Annotated in this window: 21 protein-coding genes; 7 read left to right on the top strand and 14 right to left on the bottom strand. The window is 55.1% G+C overall.

Annotation, left to right across the window (positions count from 1 at the left end; all coding sequences use genetic code 11):
• Positions 1 to 73: 73 nt before the first annotated feature.
• Positions 74 to 1,624, bottom strand: a complete 1,551-nt coding sequence (locus GN112_RS29870) for a sigma-54-dependent Fis family transcriptional regulator (protein ID WP_155313491.1) — start codon at positions 1,622 to 1,624, stop codon at positions 74 to 76.
• Positions 1,625 to 1,837: 213 nt separating this feature from the next.
• Here GN112_RS29870 and GN112_RS29865 point away from each other — a divergent pair, with 213 nt between their 5' ends.
• The 4 genes from GN112_RS29865 to GN112_RS33890 all read left to right on the top strand — a co-directional run bounded on the left by GN112_RS29865 (position 1,838) and on the right by GN112_RS33890 (position 7,061).
• Positions 1,838 to 2,143 (top strand): hypothetical protein, encoded by a 306-nt coding sequence (locus GN112_RS29865; RefSeq protein ID WP_155313490.1) that lies wholly within the window; start codon positions 1,838 to 1,840, stop codon positions 2,141 to 2,143.
• Positions 2,144 to 2,237: 94 nt separating this feature from the next.
• Positions 2,238 to 3,566, top strand: coding sequence for an efflux RND transporter periplasmic adaptor subunit (locus GN112_RS29860; RefSeq protein WP_155313489.1), 1,329 nt, complete (start codon positions 2,238 to 2,240; stop codon positions 3,564 to 3,566).
• A complete protein-coding gene (locus GN112_RS29855) occupies positions 3,566 to 6,739 on the top strand; it encodes an efflux RND transporter permease subunit (RefSeq protein WP_155314452.1) in 3,174 nt (1,057 codons plus the stop codon). Before GN112_RS29860 ends, GN112_RS29855 begins: the two co-directional genes overlap by 1 nt.
• A gap of 1 nt (position 6,740) precedes the next feature.
• Entirely contained in the window at positions 6,741 to 7,061 is a 321-nt protein-coding gene (locus GN112_RS33890) for a hypothetical protein (RefSeq protein ID WP_176603548.1), read from the top strand.
• 397 nt (positions 7,062 to 7,458) lie between these two features.
• On the opposite strand, the gene GN112_RS29845 is transcribed toward GN112_RS33890, so the two are convergent.
• Entirely contained in the window at positions 7,459 to 8,577 is a 1,119-nt protein-coding gene (locus GN112_RS29845; RefSeq protein WP_155310363.1) for an IS110 family RNA-guided transposase, read from the bottom strand.
• Between the two features lie 74 nt (positions 8,578 to 8,651).
• Between GN112_RS29845 and GN112_RS29840 the strand changes: the two genes are divergently transcribed.
• Positions 8,652 to 9,908: an efflux transporter outer membrane subunit gene (locus GN112_RS29840; RefSeq protein ID WP_155313488.1), complete on the top strand. Its 1,257-nt coding sequence runs from the start codon at positions 8,652 to 8,654 to the stop codon at positions 9,906 to 9,908.
• A 30-nt stretch (positions 9,909 to 9,938) separates the two neighbouring features.
• Here the strand turns inward: GN112_RS29840 and GN112_RS34665 are convergent, their stop codons facing one another.
• Positions 9,939 to 11,195: a hypothetical protein gene (locus GN112_RS34665; protein WP_231716904.1), complete on the bottom strand. Its 1,257-nt coding sequence runs from the start codon at positions 11,193 to 11,195 to the stop codon at positions 9,939 to 9,941.
• Positions 11,196 to 11,415: 220 nt separating this feature from the next.
• Here GN112_RS34665 and GN112_RS29830 point away from each other — a divergent pair, with 220 nt between their 5' ends.
• Positions 11,416 to 12,369: a universal stress protein gene (locus tag GN112_RS29830; protein ID WP_155313487.1), complete on the top strand. Its 954-nt coding sequence runs from the start codon at positions 11,416 to 11,418 to the stop codon at positions 12,367 to 12,369.
• Between the two features lie 46 nt (positions 12,370 to 12,415).
• On the opposite strand, the gene GN112_RS29825 is transcribed toward GN112_RS29830, so the two are convergent.
• From GN112_RS29825 to GN112_RS29775, 11 genes are all read right to left on the bottom strand, one after another.
• The gene (locus GN112_RS29825) at positions 12,416 to 13,225 is read right to left on the bottom strand and encodes a DUF2914 domain-containing protein (RefSeq protein WP_155313486.1); all 810 of its coding nucleotides are present in this window, start codon (positions 13,223 to 13,225) and stop codon (positions 12,416 to 12,418) included.
• Positions 13,226 to 13,535: 310 nt separating this feature from the next.
• Positions 13,536 to 13,847: a putative quinol monooxygenase gene (locus tag GN112_RS29820; protein ID WP_155313485.1), complete on the bottom strand. Its 312-nt coding sequence runs from the start codon at positions 13,845 to 13,847 to the stop codon at positions 13,536 to 13,538.
• A 73-nt stretch (positions 13,848 to 13,920) separates the two neighbouring features.
• Positions 13,921 to 15,231, bottom strand: a complete 1,311-nt coding sequence (locus tag GN112_RS29815; protein WP_155313484.1) for a DVU_1553 family AMP-dependent CoA ligase — start codon at positions 15,229 to 15,231, stop codon at positions 13,921 to 13,923.
• Complete coding sequence (gene trsS / locus GN112_RS29810; RefSeq protein WP_155313483.1) at positions 15,228 to 16,643, bottom strand: radical SAM (seleno)protein TrsS; 1,416 nt, start codon at positions 16,641 to 16,643, stop codon at positions 15,228 to 15,230. Before trsS ends, GN112_RS29815 begins: the two co-directional genes overlap by 4 nt.
• Positions 16,624 to 17,061, bottom strand: coding sequence for a DVU_1555 family C-GCAxxG-C-C protein (locus GN112_RS29805; protein ID WP_155313482.1), 438 nt, complete (start codon positions 17,059 to 17,061; stop codon positions 16,624 to 16,626). Before GN112_RS29805 ends, trsS begins: the two co-directional genes overlap by 20 nt.
• A complete protein-coding gene (gene trsM, locus GN112_RS29800) occupies positions 17,054 to 17,776 on the bottom strand; it encodes a DVU_1556 family methyltransferase (RefSeq protein WP_155313481.1) in 723 nt (240 codons plus the stop codon). The genes GN112_RS29805 and trsM overlap by 8 nt, the downstream gene beginning before the upstream one ends.
• 6 nt (positions 17,777 to 17,782) lie before the next feature.
• A complete protein-coding gene (locus GN112_RS29795) occupies positions 17,783 to 18,001 on the bottom strand; it encodes a DVU_1557 family redox protein (RefSeq protein ID WP_155313480.1) in 219 nt (72 codons plus the stop codon).
• A 375-nt stretch (positions 18,002 to 18,376) separates the two neighbouring features.
• Entirely contained in the window at positions 18,377 to 20,191 is a 1,815-nt protein-coding gene (locus tag GN112_RS29790; RefSeq protein ID WP_155313479.1) for an acyl-CoA dehydrogenase, read from the bottom strand.
• Positions 20,192 to 20,365: 174 nt separating this feature from the next.
• Entirely contained in the window at positions 20,366 to 21,718 is a 1,353-nt protein-coding gene (locus GN112_RS29785) for a sigma-54-dependent transcriptional regulator (protein WP_155313478.1), read from the bottom strand.
• Positions 21,715 to 22,926: a two-component system sensor histidine kinase NtrB gene (locus tag GN112_RS29780; protein WP_155313477.1), complete on the bottom strand. Its 1,212-nt coding sequence runs from the start codon at positions 22,924 to 22,926 to the stop codon at positions 21,715 to 21,717. Before GN112_RS29780 ends, GN112_RS29785 begins: the two co-directional genes overlap by 4 nt.
• A complete protein-coding gene (locus tag GN112_RS29775) occupies positions 22,926 to 24,068 on the bottom strand; it encodes an iron-containing alcohol dehydrogenase (protein WP_155313476.1) in 1,143 nt (380 codons plus the stop codon). The genes GN112_RS29780 and GN112_RS29775 overlap by 1 nt, the downstream gene beginning before the upstream one ends.
• A gap of 423 nt (positions 24,069 to 24,491) precedes the next feature.
• On the opposite strand from GN112_RS29775, the gene GN112_RS29770 reads away from it, so the two are divergent.
• On the top strand, positions 24,492 to 25,658 hold the full coding sequence (locus GN112_RS29770) for an iron-containing alcohol dehydrogenase (RefSeq protein WP_155313475.1): 1,167 nt from the start codon (positions 24,492 to 24,494) through the stop codon (positions 25,656 to 25,658).
• Positions 25,659 to 25,708 lie beyond the last annotated feature (50 nt).

Below are 25,708 nucleotides of genomic sequence, written 5' to 3'. Positions count from 1 at the left end.
TGAAGACGAACACAAGCCCGGCGCAATTACGGTCAATTCATTTCATCCCCGATCCTAAGGCGATTCCTGTCACTTACCGATGCCTCCCATAGGGGATACCCAGTTTTCGCATACGTCCGCGCAATGTACTGGGATGAATCTTTAACAAATTGGCCGCACCGTCTATGCCTTCAACTTTTCCACGGGTTTGGGCCAAGGCCTTTTTAATGTGCATGGCTATGACGTCATTCATCGGCAGGATGGATTCATCGGTTTGGTCAGACGGTGTTATTGTGTGATCAACAGATGTACTGGCCAATCTGGAGAAAGATATCGCTTCGACGGGCTTTCCCGTTTTGGTTTGTATCAGTGCGCGTTCCACGAAATTTTCCAGTTCCCGAACATTTCCCGGCCAATGATAGGCCTGAAGCTGCTCGATGGCCTCCCGTGTTATTGACGGCATTTGTTCTATGCCCAATTCCCGTGACTTATGCTCTAAAAAGTGGCTGACCAGAGCCGGAATATCATCAGTGCGATGGCGAAGCGGTGGGATCATTATCGGAAAAACATTCAGCCGGTACAGTAAATCTTCGCGAAATTTTCTGGATTGGGTCATTAATTCCAGATTCTGGTGGGTTGCGCTGATGACGCGCACATCCACAGGAATGACCTCGCTCCCCCCCACCCTTTCGATTTCATGTTGCTGAAGGACGCGTAGCAGCCGAACCTGGGCGGCAGGTGGCAGTTCTCCTATCTCATCGAGAAAGATAGTTCCATGGTTGGCGCGTTCAAAACGTCCTCGTTTGCTTGAAATCGCACCGGTAAAGGCGCCTTTTTCATGACCGAACAACTCGCTGTCGATGAGATTTTCCGGGATGGCACCACAATTCACACGAATATAAGGGTCGTTTTTGCGTTTTGATGAGTAATGAATGGCGTTGGCGATGATCTCTTTGCCTACGCCGGCTTCACCCAACAGGAGTACCGGGCTGTTCAAAGGCGCTACCTGTGAAACCATTTCCATCACACCCCGCATGCCGAAGTTCGCTCCGATGATGGTTTTTCCGGTTATCTCCATCAGTTCCTGCCGAAGGTAGCTGTTATCGTCGGCCAAAATATCCTTGAGTCGCAATATTTCCTGGTGCTGCAAAATATTGGAAATGGCAATGGCGAACGGCTCGTGAAGCAGGGATATCAGATGGGCATGGGATTCGTTATAACGGTTTTTACCTTCCGCGAAGATCGCCAGAATGCCAAGTTGCATTTCCTCCAGCCGCAAACCCATGGTTATATGAGAAGTGTCATTTGGCCACATGGCGGCAAAAGCTTGCTGCAAAGGTTTTTCTTCTTTGCTGATATCATTTATAATCCGTATCCTTTCTTGATTATCCCACCAATTCTTCATCCACCCCCAATACTCCTTAGGAAACACAAAGGTTCGCTTCGGCCTATCGATACCGGGTGGCCATATAAAGGCCAGCAACCGTCCGATATTCAGGTTGGGATCGTATAGCGCGAAGAAGATACCGGAAACCGGCATGTGTTGTTGCAGGTAGGTCATCGCCCTCTGCAAAGCCGTCTCGCTCTTCAGGCTGCTGGAAATTCTTAAGGTCGCCCGCCGAAAGAATTCGTTTTCATCCACCATTTTCAAGTTCTCCCAAGATCGTGGCTATCAAATATGGTAGAAAAATAACATCGAGCTATTTTATATAACAGAAAACTTTTTAATACAACAGCCAAAAGTTTTAGAATTTATATAACTAACTAATATTATAATAAAATTAAAATGGCACGGTCTTGGCTATAAGGATTATGGAACGAATGAAAAACCCAAACCCTTTGCCGGAAATGAGCGCTTATGGATTGGATTGAAATTATTCAATTGCGGTCCCATTCACATCAGGACAAAGCACAAGCCTTGGTGGCCTTTAAACAGCTTTCTTTACCCAAGAGAATAGACCAGTTGAAAAGTGCGAGGATCTTTCGAAATCATACCTTGGCAAGCGATCTAACCATCATCATTACCTGGCATGACGAAAAGCAACAAGGGGGCAAGAGTCCATTGGGGCTTCAACTGGCTGCCGCATTTTCAGAATTCGGGCAGATCTACCATACCACGTGGGAATATGAATTCACTCTGTTCGATAATGAGAAGACACGTTGAAGCGATTCAGATGGAAACTGAAGTTACATGCAAGACAAACTCAGCGAATTAAACACATAGTTAAGTTCGTCAACAGGAGGAAAAAATAACACCGATGTTGCGTTTCAATCAGATGATCCCCATGGCCTTCCTGGCAAAAATTCTGCCGTTTATTTTTTTTACCGTCAGTTGCGACCTCCAACAAGAAACCCCGCCACCGCCGTCTGTTCCTGAAGTAGCCGCCGTGACGGTGCAATTTCAAAAGGTCATGCTGACCACTGAATTGCCGGGCCGTACGTCAGCTTACCGCAGTGCCGAAATCCGGCCCCAGGTCAGCGGTCTGCTTCAGAAGCGCCTGTTTACGGAAGGCTCCGATGTCAAGGCCGGCCAGGTGCTCTACCGGATCGACCCCGCCCCCTTTCGGGCGTCCGTCGACAATGCCGCGGGAAATCTATCGGCCATGCGAAAAACCGCCGACCAGGCACGCGCGGCATTGAAAGCGAGTATCGCCGATGTGGCGCGAGTGCAAGCCACCCTGGAACTCGCCCAAGCGAATCGGCAACGATATGAAGCGTCATATAAAGAAAAGGTGGTCTCCACGATCCAACGCGACCAATACGTGACCGAGGCCAAGACGGCCGAAGCCGCACTGCGGGCTGCCGAGGCACAGGTGGAAAGCAGGCGTGAATCGGTGGCGGCCGCCGAGGCGACCAACGAGCAGGCGCAAGCGGCGTTGAAAACGGCGCGTATCAACTTGGGATACACCGACATCACCGCCCCCATTTCCGGTCGTATCGGAAGGTCCAATGTAACAGAGGGTGCCATACTGACAGCTTATCAAGCGGCGGCAATGGCTACCATTCAACAGCTCGATCCCATTTATGTAGATGTTCCGCAATCCACCACCGAATTGCTGCGTCTAAAAAAACGAGTGAAAGACGGGCATCTCGACCAGGATGGAGCGGATCAGCAAACGGTCAAGATCATCCTGGAAGACGACACGGTTTACCCACAAGAGGGGATACTGCAGTTTAGCGAAGTAACGGTGAATCCGTCCACCGGCTCCGTCATCTTGCGGGTGGTTGTCCCCAATCCCGACGGTGTTCTCCTGCCAGGCATGTTCGTTCGAGCGGTGGTCAAAGAAGGCGTCAAACAACAGGCCATGCTTATCCCCCAACAGGGAGTATCACGGGATCACAAGGGCAATCCGACCGCGTTGATTGTCGATGCGGAAAACAAAGTCGAGTCGCGCATACTAACCCTTGACCGTGCCATTGGTGACAAGTGGCTGGTCTCGTCGGGCCTTACCCCCGGGGATCGGGTAATTGTCGAGGGGATGCTGATGTTACAGCCCGGTACAACGGTAAAGGTTATCCCTTTTGATGAAGAGACATCCGAACCCGGGTCTGCGTCCGAATCCGATTCACAGCCGGGAGGTGCATGATGTTATCACGATTCTTTCTGAAGCGCCCTGTTTTTGCCTGGGTGATTGCCATCATCATCATGACCGTCGGCATACTGGCGATCTACAACCTGCCCATATCGCAGAATCCGTCTGTCGCTCCTCCGTCCATCGCCATTGATGCGTATTATCCCGGCGCCTCGGCGGAGACCGTTGAAAATACCGTGACCCAAATTATTGAGCAGAAGATGACCGGTTTGGGCAATATGCTCTATCTCTCCGGCGCCAGTTCGTCCTCCGGCGCATCCCGCATTGAGCTGACCTTCGCTCCGGGAACCGATCCGGATCTTGCCTGGTCCAAGGTGCAGAACAAGCTGCAGCTCGCCATGAGCAGCCTGCCCGATGTGGTCCAGAGCCAGGGAGCCGATGTCAGCAAATCCACCCGAAACTATTTAATGGTCGTTGGGCTGGTCTCGGAGGACGGGAGCATGAACGGGGTGGATTTGCGGGACTACGCCCAGTCCAATCTGGAAAAGATCCTGTCCCGGGTACCGGGGGTGGGTGAAGTCGAAAATTTCGGTTCCCAATATGCCATTCGGGTCTGGGTCAATCCCGACAAGCTGACCAATTATAAACTGACCATCGAAGATGTAATCCTGGCGCTTCAGGATTACAATGTCGAAGTTTCCGCCGGTCAGTTCGGCGGGGCGCCAGCCCGCGAGGGGCAGCGCCTGAATATCGCCATTGTCGTTCAGCATCTGCTCCAGACCCCGGAGGAATTCGCCGCAATCCCCATCCGTACCGATACCGATGGATCGGTGGTTCGCGTCAGGGATATCGGCCGCACGGAGCTGGGCACCGAACGCTACGACATTGTGGCCAACTACAATGGCAAGGCCGCCGCAGCCATGGCCATCCGCCAGGAGGTCGGCGCCAATGCCCTGGAAACGGCCAATAACGTCAAGAAAAAACTCAAGGAGATGAGCCGTTATTTTCCTCCGGGCATGAAGGTGATCTACCCCTACGACACCACGCCTTTTACTATGGTGGCCATTAACGAGGTGGTCAAAACCCTGTTCGAGGCAATCCTTCTGGTCTTTATCATCATGTATCTTTTCATGGGCAACATCCGGGCCACCCTCATCCCAACCATTGCGGTGCCGGTGGTATTGCTGGGAACCTTTGCGGTTCTTGGATTTTTCGGATTTTCCATCAACATGCTGACCATGTTCGCCATGGTGCTGTCCATCGGCCTGCTGGTGGATGACGCCATCGTGGTGGTTGAAAACGTGGAGCGGATCATGGCCGAGGAGGGGCTCCCGCCAAGGGAAGCCACGGCCAAGTCCATGGACGAAATCACCAGCGCGTTGATCGGCATCGGTCTGGTGCTCTCGGCGGTCTTCGGCCCCATGGCCTTTTTTCAAGGTTCCACCGGGGTTCTTTATCGCCAGTTTTCCGTTACCATCATCGCATCCATGTTGCTTTCGGTGGTTGTGGCCCTGATCCTGACCCCGGTGCTTTGTGCATCGTTTCTTAAACCCATACCGCCCGGTCATCACTCTTCAGACAATGCGGTTTTGTTTCTGCGCCCATTTTTCAGGTGGTTCGACAGGAGTTTTCTAAAAGTCAGGAATTTTTATGTGGGAATCGTGGGTCGGTCATTTTCAAAAACATTGCGCTACCTGATGATTTACATCTTGATCGTAGCGACGGTGGGTTTCCTGTTTCAACGGATGACGAGTTCTTATCTCCCGGATGAAGATCAGGGGGTTCTGATGGTTCAGACGACACTACCGTCCGGTTCGACCATAGAAAAGACCCAGAAGGTCATGGATAAAATCAAGGATTATTTTCTTACACATGAGACAGACTGTGTGGAGTCCTTCGCGTCGGTGGCGGGTGTCAGTTTTTCCGGTCAGGCGCAAAACGTGGGAATCGCATTTTTAAAGCTCAAAGACTGGGAACTGCGCAAACGGCCGGACTTGAAGATTGAGGCCATCATTGGCAGGGCAATGGAGTTCTTTCCAAAAATAATTGAAGCCCGGATATTCGCCTTTTCACCGCCCCCCGTGATCGAACTGGGCAATGCCACCGGCTTCGATTTTCAACTGCAGGACCGCGGCGGCCTGGGCCACGCAAAATTGATGGAGGCCCGCAACCAACTCCTTGATATGGCGGCCCGTGATCCGCGATTGATCAGGGTCCGGCCCAACGGCATGGAAGATGTGCCTGAATACCGGATCGATGTGGACTGGGATAAGGCGGGGGCCATGGGGCTTCCCATCTCGTCCATCCACAATACCATCGAGGCCGCCTTTGGCAGTGCCTATGTCAACGATTTTATCCAGGCCGGCCGGGTCAAACGGGTCTATGTTCAGGCGGATATTCCCTATCGAATGCTGCCCAAGGATTTGGAAAAACTCTATGTGCGTAACAGCGAGGGCGATATGGCCCCCTTTTCCGCCTTCGCCTCCGGTCGGTGGACGTTCGGATCGCCAATGCTTGAACGCTACAATGCCTTTCCGTCCCTCAACATCTGGGGCGAGCCGGCGCCGGGAAAAAGTTCCGGTGAGGCAATGGCCGCCATGGAGGAAATCGCTGCCAAGTTGCCCCAGGGGATCGGCTACGATTGGACCGGCCTGTCCTATCAAGAGCGGCTGGCAACAGCCCAGGGGCCCATCCTTTATGCCTTTTCCGTTTTTGTTATCTTTCTTTGCGTGGCAGCCCTGTATGAAAGCTGGACCATCCCTTTTGTCAATCTGTTGATGCTGCCTTTGGGTGTATTCGGCGCGATACTGGCCACATCGCTACGCGGGCTGCCCAGCGATATTTACTTCCAGATCGGTTTTTTAACCACGCTTGGCCTTTCGACAAAAAACGCCATTCTGATCATTCAGTTTATCAAGGAGCGCATGGGACACGGAGAACGCCTTGTCGATGCAACCCTTGGCGCCGCAAAAACACGGTTCCGACCGGTGATGATGACCTCCCTGGCATTCTTTTTCGGTGTTTTGCCGCTGGCCATCGCCACCGGCGCCGGCGCTGGCGCGATGAATGCCATCGGTACGGCCGTTTGCGGCGGGATGCTCTCCGCCACTTTCATCGATCTCATTTTTATCCCTATATTTTTTGTCTTCGTATCACGACTGTTCAAAGGGAAAAAAGCCGCCTCAGAACAGCATACGGATGCCACCGCGCCCCAGGAGGTTCGTTAAAATGATGAGAAAAACACTGCTTGTTATGGGCGTCCTCGTTTTCCTGGGCGGCTGTTCCCTGGCACCCAAATACCAACAACCCCAGGCCCCAATCCCAGATACGTGGCCGCAGGGCGAGGCCTACAAGAACGCACAAACCATATCCGGAATACCGACAGCCCGGGAGTTGAGCTGGCAAGACTTCTTTACCGACCAAAAGCTGATATGGTTGAACACTTGTCAAGAGAAAAACCTATCCATACCCAAAAAACTTGGGCCAATAATTTTCATCGAGCGTTTGGATAGAGGCGGGGTCTGCAATAACGACGGTAGAGCACTCTGATATTCGCGGATTGGATACCGCCTGACTAGGCTTCGTCGTGGAGCTGCCTCGGTCTAAAGACGGGAGTTTCGGCCTGAAGGCCTATTCCGATAGCTTTTTCGAGGGTTCTCCAAACCGCGACCGCGCCCCTATCCAAAAGCTCGATGGCTATATTTGTTCTTTGATAAAGCCGATCCTTTCTTGAGCATTTTTAAAATCAATAAGTTCTTTTTCTATTTGCATCATCGATTATAGAGAAGTACTTATCCAGCTTCTTGAGCCGGAGCAACAGTCGCGCTTCTCTCGCCGTCGCTAATTCCCACCCAGCGTGGAAAGTCAGGGCTGTCAAGGCTGCGACCTTAGGGAGCACCCTTTAGGGCTTGGCCTTGATAGGCCTGGGTTTCCACGCTATAACAAATCATCTTTCAGCGGCCACGATTGGAACAGCCCGGGCAATGGCCCAGATGAAACCGGCCAACTCGCGTGCAATCGCGGTGATGACCACGTTATGGTTTTTGCCCTTTGCAATCAACCTGCGGTAGCGGTGGCATAGTCGTAGCTGTGCATTCCAGGCAATATCCAAAACATCGTCCGGCAAGCCTTCCTGGCGTTTACGGATCGCCTTACTTTTCCGGGCCGGCATACGATAGGCCTGAGCCGATTCGATCAACGTCCTGCGGGCATGGGTATTGCCGGTTTTGGTAATGGGGCCTTTTTTGATGGTGCCACCGCTTGAATGCTCCGATGGGATCAGACCCAAATAGGCCATCAGCTGTGCCGGCGTATCGAAACGGCTCAGATCCCCCAGTTCAGCGACGACGGTCACCGCGCTGAGCAAAGAAATCCCCCTGAGCGCTTGCAGAGCCTCGATAACCGGAAGCAATCGACTGGTTTGGCAACATTGCTCAATCGCTTTTTCGATGCGCTTAACGCGGGCCTCATGGTCTCCCATGGCGTCCAGGTATTCGGTAAGGGCAATGTGCTGGGCCGGATGCGGCATCTTCAGATCCGCCAGCCAATTTAAATGCGCTTTACTCCATTTGCTTTTACCTGGATAATTGATCCCTTGTCGCAATAAAAAGGCATTGATCTGTTGTTTGACTTTGCGGAGCGATATTTGGATGTCTTTTCGTGCACGTACCAGGTCACGAAGTGCTTCATCGGCCTGATCGGGGACATACACCGGCGTCAGTTCTCCGGAACGGTGGAGCGTCGCCAGGTGGGTTGCATCTCGGCGATCGTTTTTAACCCGATCACCGGTTTTTTTGGGGATCAGCGCCGGAGCAACGACAACGCAATCGATTCCCTTGCTTGTTAAATGCCTGTAGATTGGATATCCGCATGGACCTGCTTCATAAACACAATGCAATTCGGCGTTTTGTGAAATCAGTTTTCGCATGACGTTATCAATCTGCCCCAGGTCGTTGCTGATTTTTCCATACACTCGAACGTTTCCGTCACGTCCTTCATCGGCGATAGCAATGGTAATCGAATCTTTGTGGACATCTAAACCAACATACTTTACTATCTTGTTCATGGCCTGCCTCCTTGATTTTGGCTCTGTAGTTAGGTTTTTTACGGACCGCTCACTATAACCCACGTTTTCAAGGTTTGGCAGGCCTTTTTATTGCCGTCTTGGTTAACGTTCAACCATATTGTCTAAGAAAAATTATTGAAACCGCCTTGAACAACAACCGTGATCTGCAAATAGCCGCCTTAAACGTGGAAAAAGCGCGCGCACAATACGGTATTCAACGGGCGGAACTGCTGCCTGCGCTCGATACATCCGGAGCATGGAGCAAACAACGCCGTTCAGACGATCTGATAGACCCCGGGGATCCGAGAACCGTGGAGCAGTACAGCGTCGATCTGGGCATCGCTTCTTGGGAAATCGATTTCTTCGGACGGTTACGAAGCCTGAAAGATCAGGCGCTGGAAGCATACATGGCTACGGAGCAAGCTCGCCGTAGCACACAAATCATGCTGATATCCGAAGTTGCCAGGGCCTATCTGACGCTTGCTGCGGACAGGGAAAACCTCAAGCTGGCCCGATCTACCCTTGAAAGCCAGCAGACGTCCTATGATCTCATTCTAAAAAGCTGTCAATTCGGGCTATCGACCGAGATTGATTTGCGTCGTGCACAAACCCAGGTGGATGCGGCGCAAAGGGATGTTCACCGCTATACTCAATTAGAGGCACAGGACCAAAACGCGTTGAACCTTCTGGCGGGCGCACCGGTACCCGAAGAGATGTTACCCGCCGACCTCAGTAGTGTTGCGCCAGCTCAAGAAATCTCTTCGGGGATCTCTTCTGAAACGCTTTTGAACCGGCCCGATATTGTAGCGGCGGAACACCGCCTCAAGGGGGCTTATGCCTATATCGGCGCAGCACGAGCCGCCTTCTTCCCCCGTATCTCCCTGACGACCTCTGTGGGAACGGCAAGTGATGAGCTCTCCGGATTGTTCGGCTCCAAAGCGGACACCTGGAACTTTGCACCACAGATCGTCATGCCGATTTTTGACGCCCGCATCTGGGCCGCGCTGCGGATCAGCAAGGCGGACCGAAAAATCGTCCTCAAGGAGTATGAGAAAACCATCCAAGCCGCCTTCAAAGAGGTGGCCGATGCCCTTGCCGTCCGGGGTACCATTGATCAGCAGGTAGCGGCGCAAAAAGCCCTTGTGGGTGCATCCTCAGAGACCTATCGCCTTTCAAATAAACGTTACACATTAGGCATTGACGATTATCTCAGCGTGTTAGACGCGCACCGGTCGCTCTATTCGCAGCAGCAGACCCTTATCTCACTCCAGTTGACCAGGGTTGCCAACCAGGTGAATCTTTACGCGGTATTGGGTGGAGGCGATAAATAGCGTTGAGAAAATATCTTGGATAATTGCTGATTATATCGGATTTTGGGGAGGTCTCCGGTACCCACCCAAAGAAGCCGAAACGTACAAGTTTTGCAACCAGTTGTTGTGATATCTGAATTGGTTTAGCTGTTCCGCCGGACTTTTAAATCCATTGTGCAACTTAACCGTTCGAGGATTGTATGGTGAAAAATTATTGATGAGCGTCCATCCTCGAATACTCAACTGCGCTGCATCCATCGATCCATGAAAATATTGGGTACTGTACAGGTGGCGATCCATTCTTTGCATCAACCGGTCAACCATGTTACTGGTTCGGTGTGCTTTAGGATGATCGTAGGCAACACGATAGGCGGCAATGTTTTTCCGTAACTTCGTTATGGGATCTATGATAACGGATGGCACAGCATTCTTTTCGCACCATTCGTACAACCTTCTTATTCTTTGGGAAAACGATGCCTTACTTTCAGCGCGATAACACTCCCATAGCTTTGATGCGGCGTTTTCAAAAATATCTCGGTATTTCTTTTTGGCACGGTCACGAATTTTGATAAACACATGAAGAAAACAGCAAATGATAACTACTGCCGGGAAGAGGAATTGCCACGCATTTCGGGTGGCTTTCCAGCCGTCCATATTCACGGTTTCCGGTGAATATTCCGGCTTTATACACTGGGCCTCTTGTTTGTACACTTGATACGCATCTGTTAACGCTTGTTCTCCGGCGTCTTTGGCAACGGCTGCACCGAGAATACAGCCATCACCAACTGTCGTGGCCACATACGTTTTTTCACCTAAAATTCGAGTATGCTTTTCATCAGCGGCAAGATGTTCGGGAACATCTTGAGGATTTCGGACAGTTGTTCCGACAATGCTGTTTCGCCCGATAGATTGTTCGATTCGATACCAATACATGGGATCTTTTCCGAAAACACGACTTATGGCCCAAAATGGTATGTCGAACTTTCTAAAAAACATTGCATCTTCGATTTCGTCAACAAATCCAACGAGGTATGGCAGTACAAATGAAGGACGAATGGTGTAAGCAACACCGGATATTTTAATTCGACGGATCCATATGGATTGTTTTTTTGAGTAATAAAGATCCTTCATCCGATATCCATTTTCGATTTCAGCCGGGAATAATTCCGGAAACAGTTCGATCCTTTTGTTTACGGAAGTTCTGAAATCAACCGGGTTGAGTATGTTGCATTCATAATTGCCTTGAGAAAAGGGCAAACATATGATTCTGTTGTTTCGGTTAGCGGATCTTGTATCTGCTATTCCCATATAGTTAGAGACCTCCTTTGGCGGGATGTGTCTCTAACTATATAAAATTATTAGTAAAAAGTCTAGACTCAAATCTTCAATAATATCAACATGTTGTGTTTTTGTCGGGGGATAGGCCACTGTATGTTCGGCTTATTGGAATCAAACTCCCCAAAATCCGTTATAATCAGGATAATTGTTACAATAACCTTTCATCAATTCATAACCTGGAGAATCGAACGTGACAATCCAAAAAAAATCGCTGGTGTTGGTTGATGGTTCCGAACGGTCCATACAAACGGTCAACTACATTAAGGATTTTATGCCCGTTGATGAGAATATGCGGATCGTTCTGTTTCACGTTTTCGATGGCAGGCCGGAAGAATTTCGCGAATTGGAGCAGGCCCCAACCTGTATTGATGCGGTCAGTCAACTGCAAAATCAGGAAGCGGAACAAAAAGCCGCAATCTGGTGGTACCTGGAACGGGCGAAAAAGATTTTGACAAAGGGAGGAGTCCCGCAACAGTCAATTGAAATCAAACTCCATCTCAGGAAAGATGGGGTTGCCCGGGACATTATTGAGGAAGCAAAAAACGACTACAGCGCAGTCATTATGCGAAGGCGGGGGCTGGGTGCGCTGAGAAGGATCATCTTAGGCAGTGTTGCTGTAAAATTATTACAATCTATAGCATTTATTCCAATCATCATCGTAGGTCAGGTTCCCACCAATAAAAAAATTTTATTGGCCGTAGATGCGTCGCCATCTTCGAGAAAAGCAGTTGAATTTATTGGCTCATTGTTAGGCGGCCATGGATATGAGGCATGTATATTTCATGCAATTATAGGTCTGGGATCAATGGCTTTTAAATTTCCTGAGGTAAATGCACCCGAATTTCCAGAAGTTGGAATGCCTGATAATTGCATTGAAGCCTTTAAATTAAAAACAGCCCGACTGTTGCAGGCTACGAAAGATACGCTTTTGTTGTCCGGGTTCGACTCTGGAAAAATATCCGAAAAAATCATCACCGGTGCCCATAGCCGATCCTTGGAAATCTTAAAAGAAACAGAAGAAGGCGGTTACAGCACAATCGTTGTCGGACGGAGGGGGCTTTCGAAAGTTGAGGCCTTTTTTATGGGCAGAGTCGGCCATAAAGTTGTTTATGGGGGCGATAAATTTACGGTCTGGGTTGTCTGATGACCCTACGCCCCTTTACACCCTACGCATAGCGAAGTGCTTTGAGTCAGGGAACCACGGTGAATTCAATCTGACCAATTGTCTCACCCGCCTCGGTCATCACCTCGACCCGCCAGCGCCCCGCCTGACTCGGCCGCCTCAAGGTGACACGGCTCCATGTCCGCATTCGGGGAAAACGGATGGCCAACGGGATCTCGGAATACTTTTCGCCATCATGGAAGTAAACATGGGTCAGGGTAAAGGGCTGGGCGTCGGACAGCACATTCATCCAGACCACCGGCATGGATCCATCGTTGAGGGAAAACGTGTTTTGCGGAGATACGCACTGCCGGTTTAGCACGTCGGTGCAGGTGGCCAGCGCGGCAATCCGGACGGGGGACGGCCGGCGGTCCGTGTCCAGCGCCCCTGGATGGGAAGCCGGTATGGTTGTTGTTTCACGATTGGTGGGCGTATCCACCTCAGACGGAACCACCTTACTCTCCTCAACCGGCACGGTATCGACGGAATCACCGGAGGTCGGGGTTGGGGCAGCGGCGGTTTCCTCGGGCCCGGCGGACGGGGCAACCGGCGCCACCCGGGTGGCCGGGGTCGGCACGGCCGGCGCCGGCGCGAGCTGGGAGAGGTCACGATCAATACCGGCGGCAACCGATGACGGCGGCAACCGGCGGCGGGACGGCTCCCTTTCGAAAATTGTCAATCCGGCAATGACCACGGCCAAAGCGATTGCCGGCAGCCAGATTTTGGGGGATTTCCAGAGCGGTCGGACCACCTCTATTTTCTTTTCTTTACGATCGACAATATCTCTTATTTTTTTCAGGAGAACCTGATCATGGGTTTCGATCGTTTCTCTGGTCATCGGACGGACCCTGCTTTCACGGCAAAAAATTCAATGCAATAAAAAAGTTTTTTATTTTAAAGGATTTACTCCCCATTTTCAAGACGTCACCCGTTTTTTTACAGGGTGACCGTATTTGGATTGATTTTTATTTTTTCGCGGGCACGGCCCGCTCCTACGCGTGCCAATCGTTTGGTTCTACACCGTTTTCTGTAAGAGCTGGCCATACCTGCGACCAGATTTTTCTAATCCGGGCTCTAAATGCGGTTACCCTGCGTTTTTTCATTTATCTTGCCGCGCCCGGGCCGTTTCGTGGCTCCAGGATGGATCGTCAGTCGCCAATCACGTTGTAGAACTTCAGGTCGAATGACTCGCAGAGCGCCGTCATCGAAGCGGGGAGCTGCTCACCTGGTTTCGGGGGACCAAATACCGCAATCAGGTGCTTGATATGTTCGGCCAAGGCTTCCTTGTCTCGCCACTGTTCACGAAGGACGAAGTTTCTCGGATCGTCCTTTTGCTGATGGAATACATACCCGAGACAACCATCGTCCGCGCGTGACAATGGCGTGGCCTGCTCGGCAAATTCGCGAAACGCCTCAACCTTGCCGTCTACCACTCTGACACTAAAAAGAATCGTGATCATGCCGGTGCCTCCTGATCGTTGGGCCCTTGATCATCCAAAGGCCGTCTTGTTTGAAAAGCCCCTCTAAATCCCGCTACCCGATGGTGCGTTTGATCATGCCGGTACTGTCCCAGCGCAAAACATCCGGTGGGTGGGTGTGGATGCGGATGGCAGGCCCCCCGCCAGTACCGCTTTCCAATAAACGGGCCACCGCCGCGTGCACACCGTCTTTCAAAGTCGCCGAATGCTGCTCCCTGCAGTAAAGATTCAACGATAGTACCGTGTTTTCCCCGGTTTTTTCAAGAACCGCCTGAAACGAGTAAACCCCCGGCAGAGAAAGAATCGCCTCGTCCAACTGCGGCATGGACAGACGCGTCCGCTCCGAAGCGAGATCGGCGATGCGACCGCGTACCCGGCCCAAGCGGCGCAGGATACTGCCGCAGGCGCAAGGGCCTTCCAGCCAGGCGGCCCGGTCGCCGGTGCGGTAACGGATCAGGGGCATGGCCTGCCGGGCCAGCGTGGTAAAGACCACCTCCCCCTCGACACCTGGCGGCAAGGGGGTTCCATCATCGGGATCGACAACCTCCACCAGCAGGTCCGCTTCCCGCAGGTGATAGCCTTGGTGGGCGTCACAGGCCATCGCACCGCCCAAGCCCATTTCCGACATGCCGTAATGCTCGAACACCCGGCACCCCCAGCTTCGGCGGATACCATCCGCAGCGGCCCGGGGGACATAATCGGTGGTCAGCAGCACACTTTTAATGGAATTGGGAGGCAGTCGTCCGGCATCCTCGGCATGGCGGCAAAGGGCGAAGATCTGAGATGGCGCTCCAGCCAGGCAGTCGATCCGTTTTTCCTCGATCTCCTCGATCAGTCGCTCCAGATCCAAAACCGGCCAGTGGATGTGCGCCTCCAGGGGAACGCGCGCGGCGGCCCGTTGCAATTGATCGGCAGCGCTGTCCGGCGAATGGCCGGGAAGCATGATCAAAAGGGTTTGCCCGGGATCGGTCATGCAGGTCAGTCCATGGTGGAAAAAATCGATGTTGCGTTCCAGATCGGCCTCGGAAAAGTAGAGCCGTTTGGGCGCGGCCGTGGTGCCGGAGGTCTGCATGGTGACCACCCGGCTCACCTGGCCGTGGGACACACAGAGCATGTCCAGGTGGTGCCGGCGCAGGTCGTCGGCCGTCATCATCGGAAAATCGGCCAATTGGGCCAGATCGGTCAACGGGCGGTTCGGAAGATTCTTGAACCGCTCCCGGTAAAAGGGGCTGTTTTCGCGCACATGTGCCAATGTCTGGTTGAGCTCTGCCAGTTGGAATGCCGCCAGGGTGTCGAGCGATAACGGCTGCGGTGCAAGACGGTTGCGAAGCCAGTTTTCCAACCGGGTGGGAATGATGGCCGTCATGGTCGGTAAAGCCCCTTTCCTGAAATACTGGTTAAATTATACAGACAGAATGGAATCAAGCGACCCTTTTCGTCGGCGACATGGATGCAGCACTCCTGCACCCGCTCCAAATCCAGCGTCCAGGCGTCCTGAAAGGCCATGGCGGAGACCGCCAGCGTTCGGGTGCGCACCTGGCGGAGGAATTGATCCAGGTCCATAACATTATCTTTTCCCACGGGCGTGGCCACCGCCGGGACAGAATCGGCTTCTGATTCCATGGCCAGATGGTCCCGGGGAACGCCGGACCATTGCCGGGCGGTCTGGGAAATACTCCTGCGGGCACCCTCCTCGAAGGTCTCCGGCGTTCCGCAGCAGCCCTGCCAGACTGGCAGCAGCGGGCGTACCGAAAGATCGGGCTGAACCATGAACTTGGAGGAAAACGAGCACATGGCGTTTTCACACCCGGGCGGGCTGAATTGTTTGACCGGGAAGGCGCCATCGGTCTGAATCTCGATGGCACGCATCAACTCGGGCAGGGTGATGCGGTCTTTCAGCTCCGGCGGTTCGGGAAAGCGTCCGAAGTAACTGATCGGCTGAAAGTGCACACCACGCACAGCCGGGGTTTTCTCGACGCCCAGTTTCAGGATGGCGCCAAGATCGCCGTCATTGATTCCGGGAACCACGGTCGCCACCAGCACCACCCCCAGGTTCAGGGCCGCGCATGCATCGATCGTGGCCAGTTTTTCGTCCAGAAGCGCCCGACCGCGCAATTGTCGATAGATCGCATCCCGGGTGCCGTCAAATTGAAGAAAGACCGAGTCCAGGCCGGCATCGGCCAGGCGCTTCAGGAACACCTCGTCCCGGGCCAGGCGAATGCCGTTGGTGTTGAGCTGAATGAAGCCGAACCCGGCCCGCCTGCCCATGGCGACGATATGGGGCAGGTCGTCGCGCAGGGTGGGTTCGCCGCCCGAGAGTTGAATGTTACTCCCCGGACTGATTTGGGCAACCGATGCAAAGCGCCGCTCCAGTTCATCCAGGCCCGGATCGTCCGGCCCGGCGGGGTTGGATCGGGCAAAACAGACCGGGCAGACCAGATTGCAGCGCTGGGTAACGTCAATGATAACGGTGCATGATCGTTGGCGGTGGTTGCGGCACAAACCGCAATCGAAGGGACACCCTTTGTCCGGAAGCGGTCGATCCGCGACGGGCGTTGCCGGCTGTTTGGGACGCTGCCATTCACCCCAGGACGGACGGCCGCGCCAAACGGGCGTCGAGAAATCCCCATGCTCGGGACAATGCTTCTGCAGCCACACCACGCCATCGATTTCCCGCCGCACCGCGTCGATGCGCGCCAGGCACACCGGGCAGAGGCTCAAAGTATGCCCCACCAGGTGATCGGACGGATCGCTCGGCCTATTGGGGATGGATGTCATGGTCGGTAAGAATTTTCACGGTTTGGGCATAGGTTTCGGCGAGAATGCCGCCGCAGATGCTCCGCGATGCCTCCGGCCCGGCCTCGCCGACAATGGCCTGGCAGGTGATCCCGCCATGTCGCTCGCCGATCTGCCCCTGGAACCAGTCGTTCATCGTTTCAAGCATCAGCATCAGCTCTTCGCTGCCCGCCTCATCATCGGTGCCCTTGCCGGCGAAATAGCCGATCACGCAGCAGGCACCGGTCAAAAGGCCGCAGGTGGCCGCGCCGTTGCCGCAACCGTAGGCCAACCCAGCCATAGCGCGCACGAAACCCGGATTCGAGGCCTTGCACCGGTCCAGGGTCAAGAGGGCCATGATCTGGCTGCAGGCATATCCCTTGGCAGCATAACGCAGCATTTGCATCAACGTGTCATCCATCGGTATTACTTCCTTTGATCACGACCATGAGAAAATAGCCCGGTTTGGAGCGACAGGCCGCTTTTCTGATTTCAGGGCCATCGCCCATGAAGTTCCAGAACCAGTCCATGGAGCCTTGCGAGAAAACCATGTTGACCGCCAGTTGGGTCAGGTAAGGGGTGTGGTCTTCCCAGAGCCGGATCGTGAACCCGGCGTCCCGGGCCATCCGGAGCAACGCGGTTTTATCCCGTGCCCCGGCCAGGCAACTGCTTCCCGGAATCGCCATCGGGATTCCCTGGGGCTCAGGCCGGCGAAGGTAGAGATCGCTGACCACCAGGCGCCCCGCCGGGCGCAGGATGCGATGGCACTCTCCCAGCACCTCAAGCGGATCGGGCATCAGGGAGAGCACGCACTCGCAAAAAACGCCGTCCAAGCACCGGTCGGCAAAGGGGATGCCCATGCCGCTGGCCTGCACGAGCCGACCGGCATGCGGGTCGCGGCGGGCTGCATCGGCAAGCATTTGAAACGAGCGGTCAATCCCCCAGGTGCGCATGGCATGCACCTCGCTCAGATGGCGGAGCGTTGCGCCCGGCCCGCAACCGAGGTCCAGGAGATGCGACCCCGGAGCAAACCGGCAAACGGCCATCGCCCGGTCGGTGAGGGCCAACCCGCCCGGCCGCAGGGTACCACCGGCGGCGCGCTGCATTTCTGGGGAGAGATAGGCGGCGATCGACATTCGAGGTTACTTGTTTTCGAGCAGTTTTTCCACTTCGGCGATCTTGCCGACGGCCAGTTCCTCGGAGACGAGGACATTGTGACAAGACGGGCATTGGGGCAGTTGGGTGGTGATATTGTTCCCCAGGTACACCGCCAGGATCGCGTCCACGACCAGCGGCTTGTCACAACGGAAGCATTTCCAGACAAGGTCTTCGGGTTTGATATGATCAGGAGTATTTGACATTTCTCACCGTTGGGGTTGAAGGTACAAGCAAGGCTTTGTAACAAACCTCTCAATCGCCACGGGTGTTGCCGGTCTTCAGGTCCCAGGCGAAGATTTCGAGGCGGTACTGGTAGGCGTTGTAGATGTCGAAACCATCTTCCCGGGGGGCATACTCTACCCAGATCGTCACCTTGTCTTGCCTTGCCCCGGCGAGAAAATGGCCGCTGACGGGATGGACAAACTTCTTGCCGGTCTTTTCAGACAGGGAGATGGCGCCTTGAAAACAGGAAGGATAGGCATTGGGAAGTCGCCCGGAACACCCGGCTGGCGCCCATCCACAAGCATGGGAGCCAGCCGGGAAAAAATCCGGTACATATCATCAGACCAAAAAGGGACCTACTTGCCGCCGAACGCCTCGTCGGCGATTTCCATGGCAACGCCGTCGGCCTTCTGGATGGCCGCCATCTCCCCATGAGCCTTGGGCAGTAAGGTACGGATGAAAAAACGGGCGCCGGCAATCTGGCCCTCGTAGAACGCCTTGTCTTTCTTCTTGCCACCCTTTTCCAGCTTCTGGGCGGCCACGGCCGCCCGCCACAGCAGCATCCAGGCCATCACCGCATCGCCGGTGGCGTTCATGAAGGCGTAGGAATGGCAATAGGCGTCGAGCATCTTTTCCGACATGGCCAGGCTGCGGATAGAATCGGCGGTCGCTTTCAGTTTTTCCAGCGTGGCGGCCAGGTCGTCGGCCAGGGGGGCCAGGGCCGATATGGCCTTGGCATCGGCAACCGTCTTCCGGATCTGGTCAAGCATATGATCATAACCCGCGCCCTTGTCCATGGCCAGCTTGCGACCCACCAGGTCCATGGATTGGATGCCGTTGCTGCCTTCGTAGATATGGGTGATCTTGAGATCACGCAGGTACTGCTCCTGGGGATACTCACGGGTGTAACCGTACCCGCCGTAAACCTGGACACCCAGGCTGCATACATCAAAGGCGCGGTCGGTGATGTACCCTTTGGCGATGGGAATCAGCACACCGATCAGCTGCTGCAAACGGGCTTGTTCCTCGGGATCGTCACTGACGCGGCACAGATCCTCGCAATGGCCGATGAAAAACAGCAGGCTGCGGCCGGCCTCGCTGTAAACCTTCATGTTCATCAGCATACGACGCACATCCGGGTGGTTGATGATGGGCACGCCGGGGGCATCCTTGCTCTTGGCATCCAGCGAGCGGCCCTGGACCCGTTCACGGGCGTAATTCAGGGCGTTGAGGTAGGAGGCCGATGCACAGGCGACACCCTGCATGCCCACATCCAGCCGGGCCTCGTTCATCATCACGAACATGGCCCGCATGCCCTTGTTGGCCTCGCCGAGCAGCATCCCGCGGCACTGCCCCTTGCCACCCAGGGTCATGGAGCAAGTAGGGCTGCCATGAATCCCCATCTTCTCTTCGATGCCGGTGCAGACGATATCGTTGGGCTCGCCCAGGCTGCCGTCGTCGTTGACCCAGATTTTGGGCGCCAGAAAGAGGGAAATGCCGGCGGTTCCGGCCGGTGCGCCTTCAATGCGCGCCAGCACCGGATGGATGATGTTATCGGTCAGGTCCTGATCACCAGCGGTGATAAAAAGCTTGCTGCCGCTGATGGAGTAGGTGCCGTCCTCGTTTTTCACCGCCGTGGTGGTCAGCGCGCCCACATCCGACCCCGCCTCGGCTTCGGTGAGCATCATGCTCCCGCCCCACTCGCCGCCGTACATCTTTTTCAGAAACAGTTTTTTCTGCAGGTCGGTGCCGAACTTTTCGACCAGCTTGCCGGCGCCGTGGGACAGCAGGACGATCATCATGAAGGGGAAATTAGCCCCGTGAAAATAGTTCCGCGCCGCCAGGGCCACCGTATGCGGCATTCCCTGCCCGCCGGATTCAGGGTCGTCGGTAGGCGCGATCCATTCGCCTTCAGCAAAAAGCTCCCAAACCCGCTGGAAGGCACCGGGAACGCTGACCTTGCCGTTTTCAAAACGGCAGCCCTCCTCATCACCGATTTTTGAAGCCGGCGCCATCTCCTTGATAGCAAAATTGCGGGCCTCGGATACAATCAGGTCGATGGTCTTGCGGTTGAAATCGGCAAACTTTTCGTGCTTGCTCAGCGTATCCACACCCAGTTGTTCATGTAGAACAAAATCTACGTCCCTGCGGTCAACGATTGTCTGTGCCATACATCCCCCATCGTCCTTTTGATTGTGTTTTAGTTAGGGCCACAATGGCGAGCCCTCTGGTAACGGGACAACAAGTTACCGGGAAGCTATAACCCAGCCATAATTCCCGACTCGGACCACAAATGTCAAGCTTGTTCTGACAGGGAAAAGAATGTTCTCGATAATCGGGCAAAATCAGGGGAGGGAAAGCTGCTGGAGTTTGCGATAGAGGGTTTTGCGGCCGATGCCGAGAATCTCCGCCGCGCGGGTCCGGCTTCCGTCGACGTATTGTAAAACGGCCAGGATATGCTGCCGTTCGACCGCTTTGAGCGGCAGGAAGGGCCGGTCGACCGTTGTCTCGACAACCGCCTGGCCGGTCAGTTCCTGGGGCAGCGACCGGGTGGTGATCAGGTCGTCCTCCGCCAGGATCAGCCCGCGTTCGAGCACGTTCTGCAGTTCACGGATATTGCCCGGCCAGTCGTAAGCCATCAGGCACTGCAGGGCACGATCGGTAATGCGGGCCATGCGTTCGCCCGGCCGCAGCCGACCGAGAAAGTGCTCGATGAGCGCCGGGATGTCATCCTTGCGGTTGCGCAGGGGCGGCATGGAAATATTGAAAACGTTGAGCCGGTGGTACATGGCCTCGCTGAAACGACCGGCCTCCACCTCGGCCTGCAGGTTGCGGTTGGTGGCACAGATGAAGCGCACGTCCAGCCGTTTCTCCTCTTTTTCGCCCAGCCGCCGGAAGGTCTTGTTTTCGAGCACACGCAACAGGGCGCTCTGCACCTCCAAGGAGAGTTCGCCGATCTCGTCGAGAAACATGGTTCCCCGATGGGCGATGGAAAGCAGCCCCTCATAGGATTCGTTGGCGCCGGTAAAGGCCCCTTTGCGGTAGCCGAACAACTCGCTGCGCAACAGGTCCTTCTGGAAGGTGCCGCAGTTCTTGGTAATCAGCGGCTGGTCACGGCGATCGCTCAGCTCGTGAATCTGCCGGGCCACCACATTCTTGCCCGTACCGCTTTCGCCGGTGATGAGCACCGGGACCTGGGCCGGGGCCACCTTGCGAATCAGAAAACGGATATTCTCCAGAAGGCTGGAGTGGCCCACCAGATTGGGGGTGACCTGGGCCGAGCGGGCATGCCGGAGCATCCGGTTTTCGCGCTGCAGGCAGGTCCTCTGAAAGGCTTTTTCCATCACCATGTCCAGCCGCTCCAGGGCATAGGGTTTGCCGATATAATCATAGGCCCCCAGCTTCATAGCCTGTACCGCATTCTCGACTTCGCCGTAGCCGGTGAGAATGATCACCTGAACCTCCGGAGCCAGATCCTGAAACTGGGCCAGAAGCTCCAAGCCATTGCCATCCGGCAGGCGCATGTCCAGAAGGACCAGATCGAAGGTCTCCTGGCTGAAGATCTGCTGAGCCTCCTTGGCCGAGCCCACCGCGGTGATCCGCCGCCGCGGGCCGCCCAGCTCCTTTTCGATCAGGCGCCGGATCGACGGCTCGTCGTCCACCACCAGCACATGCATTGTCTCGCCTTCGGATCTCATGATTCCCCCGATCGTAAAGTTACCGGCAGTACCACCGAAAAACAGGCGCCCTGGCCAGGCGTGCTGGCCACCTGAATCTCACCCCCATGGGACTGAATGATATGGTAGCAGGTGGAAAGGCCGATGCCGATGCCCTTGCCCACCGGTTTGGTCGTAAAAAACGGTTCGAACAATTTCTGCTGATCCTCGGGCGCAATCCCGCAGCCATTGTCTTCGATTTCAAGGAGTACCCGCCGCTCGTCGGCCACGCGGGTACGGATCACGATGGCCCCGCGCTCCGCCTCAACGGCATCGATGGCGTTGAGAATCAGGTTCAGGATCACCTGCTCCAGCTCGGCCGCATTGGCCTGGATCGTGGGCAAGGCCTCATCGAGTTGCCGTTGGATCAACCGGTCGGGGTATTGCTTGAGCTTGTGATGCAGAATGCGCAGCACGTTGCGGACCAGTTCGTTCAGCCCGATGCGCGAAAACTCAGGGCTGCGGCGGGGACTGAAGGTGAGCAGGCTGCGCACGATGCCGCTGCATCGCCGGCACTCCTTGAGAATGATCTCCAGATACTCGGCGAAATCGCTTTTCAGGGCATCGTCGGACACCGCATCCGCCAGGGTCGCCATGCGCCGTTGAAGCCCTTCGGCAAAACCGCGGATGGAGGTGAGCGGGTTGTTGATCTCGTGGGCCACCCCGGCGGCGAGAAGGCCGATGGTCGCCATTTTCTCGGCATGGTAGTACTTGGCCTGAAACTCCTTCTCCAGGGTGACGTCCCGTTTGACCACCAGGATATCGGTGGGCAGGCCCCGGCTGTCGCGGAGCGGCGCCGCAGTGATGGAGAAATGCCGGTAGTGGTCGCCCACGGCGATCATGGCATCCTGGCGGCAGACACAATTTCGCTCCAGGGCATCGCGCAGCACACACGCATGGCAGGGCTTGCCGCGACCGCGGAAAACGTCGTAACAGCGTCCCCCCTCGGGCGAGTCCTGGGAATAGATCTCGAAAAAGCTGTGATTGACCGATGCAATGCGATAGTCGGGCGAGATGACGGCCACAATGTCGGTGATGCCGTCGAGGATCGCCTGAACGTGCTGGCGCTGATGTTCGAGCGCCCGGTTGGACTTGCGCAGCTCGGCAATCTTCTCCTGGACCTCTTTGTAAAACCCCAGCTTGCTGTGACCGAGGCCGATCAGGTCTTCAATTTTCGGTTTTTCGCCCATTACCAGCACGCCTTGCAGATATCGAGCATCGCGTCGACGTCGGCCTCCCGGGGATTGGTCACCAGGCAGGTATCATGAAGGGCCATCTCGCAGATCTTGGGCAGCACATCGCAATCGCTGACGATGTCGCGCAGCCGCGTCGAGATGTTAAAATCGGCGAAAAAGGCTTCCAGCCGCTCGATCCCTTCCTGGGCCGTGGCCTCCGCACCGGACCGGCGCCGGCCGATGATGATCTCTCCGATATTGGCCATCTTTTCCACACAGCTCGGCAGATTGAAACGCATCACCGACGGCAGCAGTACCGGATGGATCAGGCCATGGGCCACGTCCAGCTTGCCGCCCAGGGAGTGAGCCAGGGCATGGTCGAGCCCCAGGCTGGCGTTGCTGAAAGCCATGCCGGCAAAGGTGCCCGCGCTGGAAAGCTTCTCCATGGAGTCCATCGACCGGTCCTGGATGGCGATGGGCAAATAGTTAAGAATCAGGTCGATGGCCTTCAAGGACTGGATTTCGGTGAGCGTCGAGGCAATGGTGGAAACGTAGGCTTCGATGGCGTGGGACAGGGCGTCGATCGCCGATGAGATGACCAGTTCAGTGGGTTTGGTGGTCAACAACAATGGATCGGTGATGGATATATTGGGTACCAGGGTACGGCTGATGATGGACATCTTTACCTTGCGGCGGGTATCGGTGATGATGGCAAACTGGGAAATGTCGGCACCGCTGCCGGCCGTCGAGGGCATGAAGACCATGGGTGGCAGCGGCCGCTCGATCCGGTTGGCGCCTTCGTAGTCGTTGACCTCGCCCCCGTTGCTGGCCACCGTGGCGATCCCCTTGGCCGCGTCCATGGGGCTTCCCCCGCCGATGGCCATGACCACATCGCACCCCTCCACAAGATAGCGTTTGGCGCCCTCGCTGACCTGATAATCACGGGGATTGGAGTTGATTTCGTTAAAATAGGTCCAGGTCAGCCCCTCCTTGCGCAGGATGGAAAAAACCCGATCGACCCACCCGGCCTTCTCGAGCCCGGTATCGCTCACCAGAAAGACCCTTTCGCCTCCCATTCGATAGGCACACAGCGCCGCGTATTGCAGACTTCCCTGACCGAACAGAATCTCAGGAATGGAAAATTTACGCACGTCCATGGGCCCCCCTTCTTTTGCCGTGATGATTGTATGAAATCTATTTTTTTGCGAACCCGTCTGAAATGCAACCATTTTTGCATTGATCACGGATGAACTTGCGAAGGGTATGCCACCGCCCACCAGTAATGTCTTCAGGCAAGCCCGCCCATTGCAGGAAAACGACGTGTCATTTCGACCCAAATCACTTTCTCACAATGTGTCAAACTGCCCCGGAACAGACGCCAATTGCAAGGGGAAATATGGAAACGGTGGAGGCCCGATAAAAAAACGAATTCTTATTCGCTGAATAAAATTTAATTTTCAAGACCTTGACCAGTATCATGCCTTTCTGTTGTACCACAGCAACCAATCTGGTCCGGTCCTTGCCATAAGGGAAGCGAAACCTTGACAGTCCAATCAACTTTTCACCCGAGGAGGCACAACATGGCAGTACAGGAACAGGTATTCGGATTTTTCATTCCCACCGTTACACTGATGGGTATCGGCGCCTACAAAGAGATCGGCAATCAAATCAAGGTGCTCGGCGGAACCAAGCCGTTCATCTGTACGGACAAGGGCATCACCGGTGCCGGCATCGCCGATCAGATCGCCGAGGTGATCAAAACCGAGTGCGGAGTGGATCCGGTGATTTTCGACGGCACCCATCCTAACCCCACGGACAACAACGTGCATGAAGGCTATGATGTGTACACCTCCGAGGGCTGCGACCTGATCATCTCCCTGGGCGGCGGCAGCGCCCACGACTGCGGCAAGGGCATCGGCATCATCGCCACCAATGGCGGCAATATCCGTGACTACGAAGGCGTGGACAAATCATCCAAGGCCATGCCGCCGTTCATTGCCGTCAACACCACTGCGGGTACGGCCAGCGAAATGACCCGTTTCTGCATCATCACCGACACCAGCCGCAAGGTCAAAATGGCCATCGTGGACTGGCGGGTAACCCCCAACGTCGCCATCGACGATCCGCTGCTCATGGTGGGCATGCCGCCGGCGCTGACCGCCGCCACCGGCATGGACGCCCTGACCCACGCCGTGGAGGCCTATGTTTCCACCCTGGCGACGCCCGTCACCGATGCCTGCGCCCTCAAGGCCATCGAACTGGTCGCCAGCTATCTGCGTGCCGCCGTTGCCAATGGCAACGACATGGAAGCCAGAGATAAGATGTGCTATGCCCAGTACCTGGCCGGCATGGCCTTCAACAACGCCAGCCTTGGCCACGTGCACGCCATGGCCCACCAGTTGGGCGGGTTCTACGATCTGCCCCATGGTGTCTGCAACGCCATCCTGCTGCCCCATGTCAGCCGGTTCAACCTGATCGCCAAAATGGATCGCTTTGCCGACATCGCCGTTGCCATGGGCGAAAACATCGAAGGTCTCTCCACACGGGCGGCAGCGGAAATGGCCCTGGAGGCAATTGGCACGCTTTCTGCTGATATTGGTATTCCATCGGGGCTGAAAGAACTCGGCGTCAGCAAGGACGATCTTCCGATCATGGCCGAAAACGCCCAGAAGGATGCCTGCGGGCTGACCAACCCGCGCTGTCCGACCCTGGAGGACGTGATCGACATTTACAAAAATGCACTCTAATCGGGTTCCTGCCGTATTTTCGGCTTGTGGTTGGCCGGTCCGCCTTACCC

It is taken from the genome of Desulfosarcina ovata subsp. ovata (assembly GCF_009689005.1).
Lineage (GTDB): Bacteria > Desulfobacterota > Desulfobacteria > Desulfobacterales > Desulfosarcinaceae > Desulfosarcina > Desulfosarcina ovata.
This window is presented reverse-complemented; position numbering and strand designations above follow the sequence as displayed.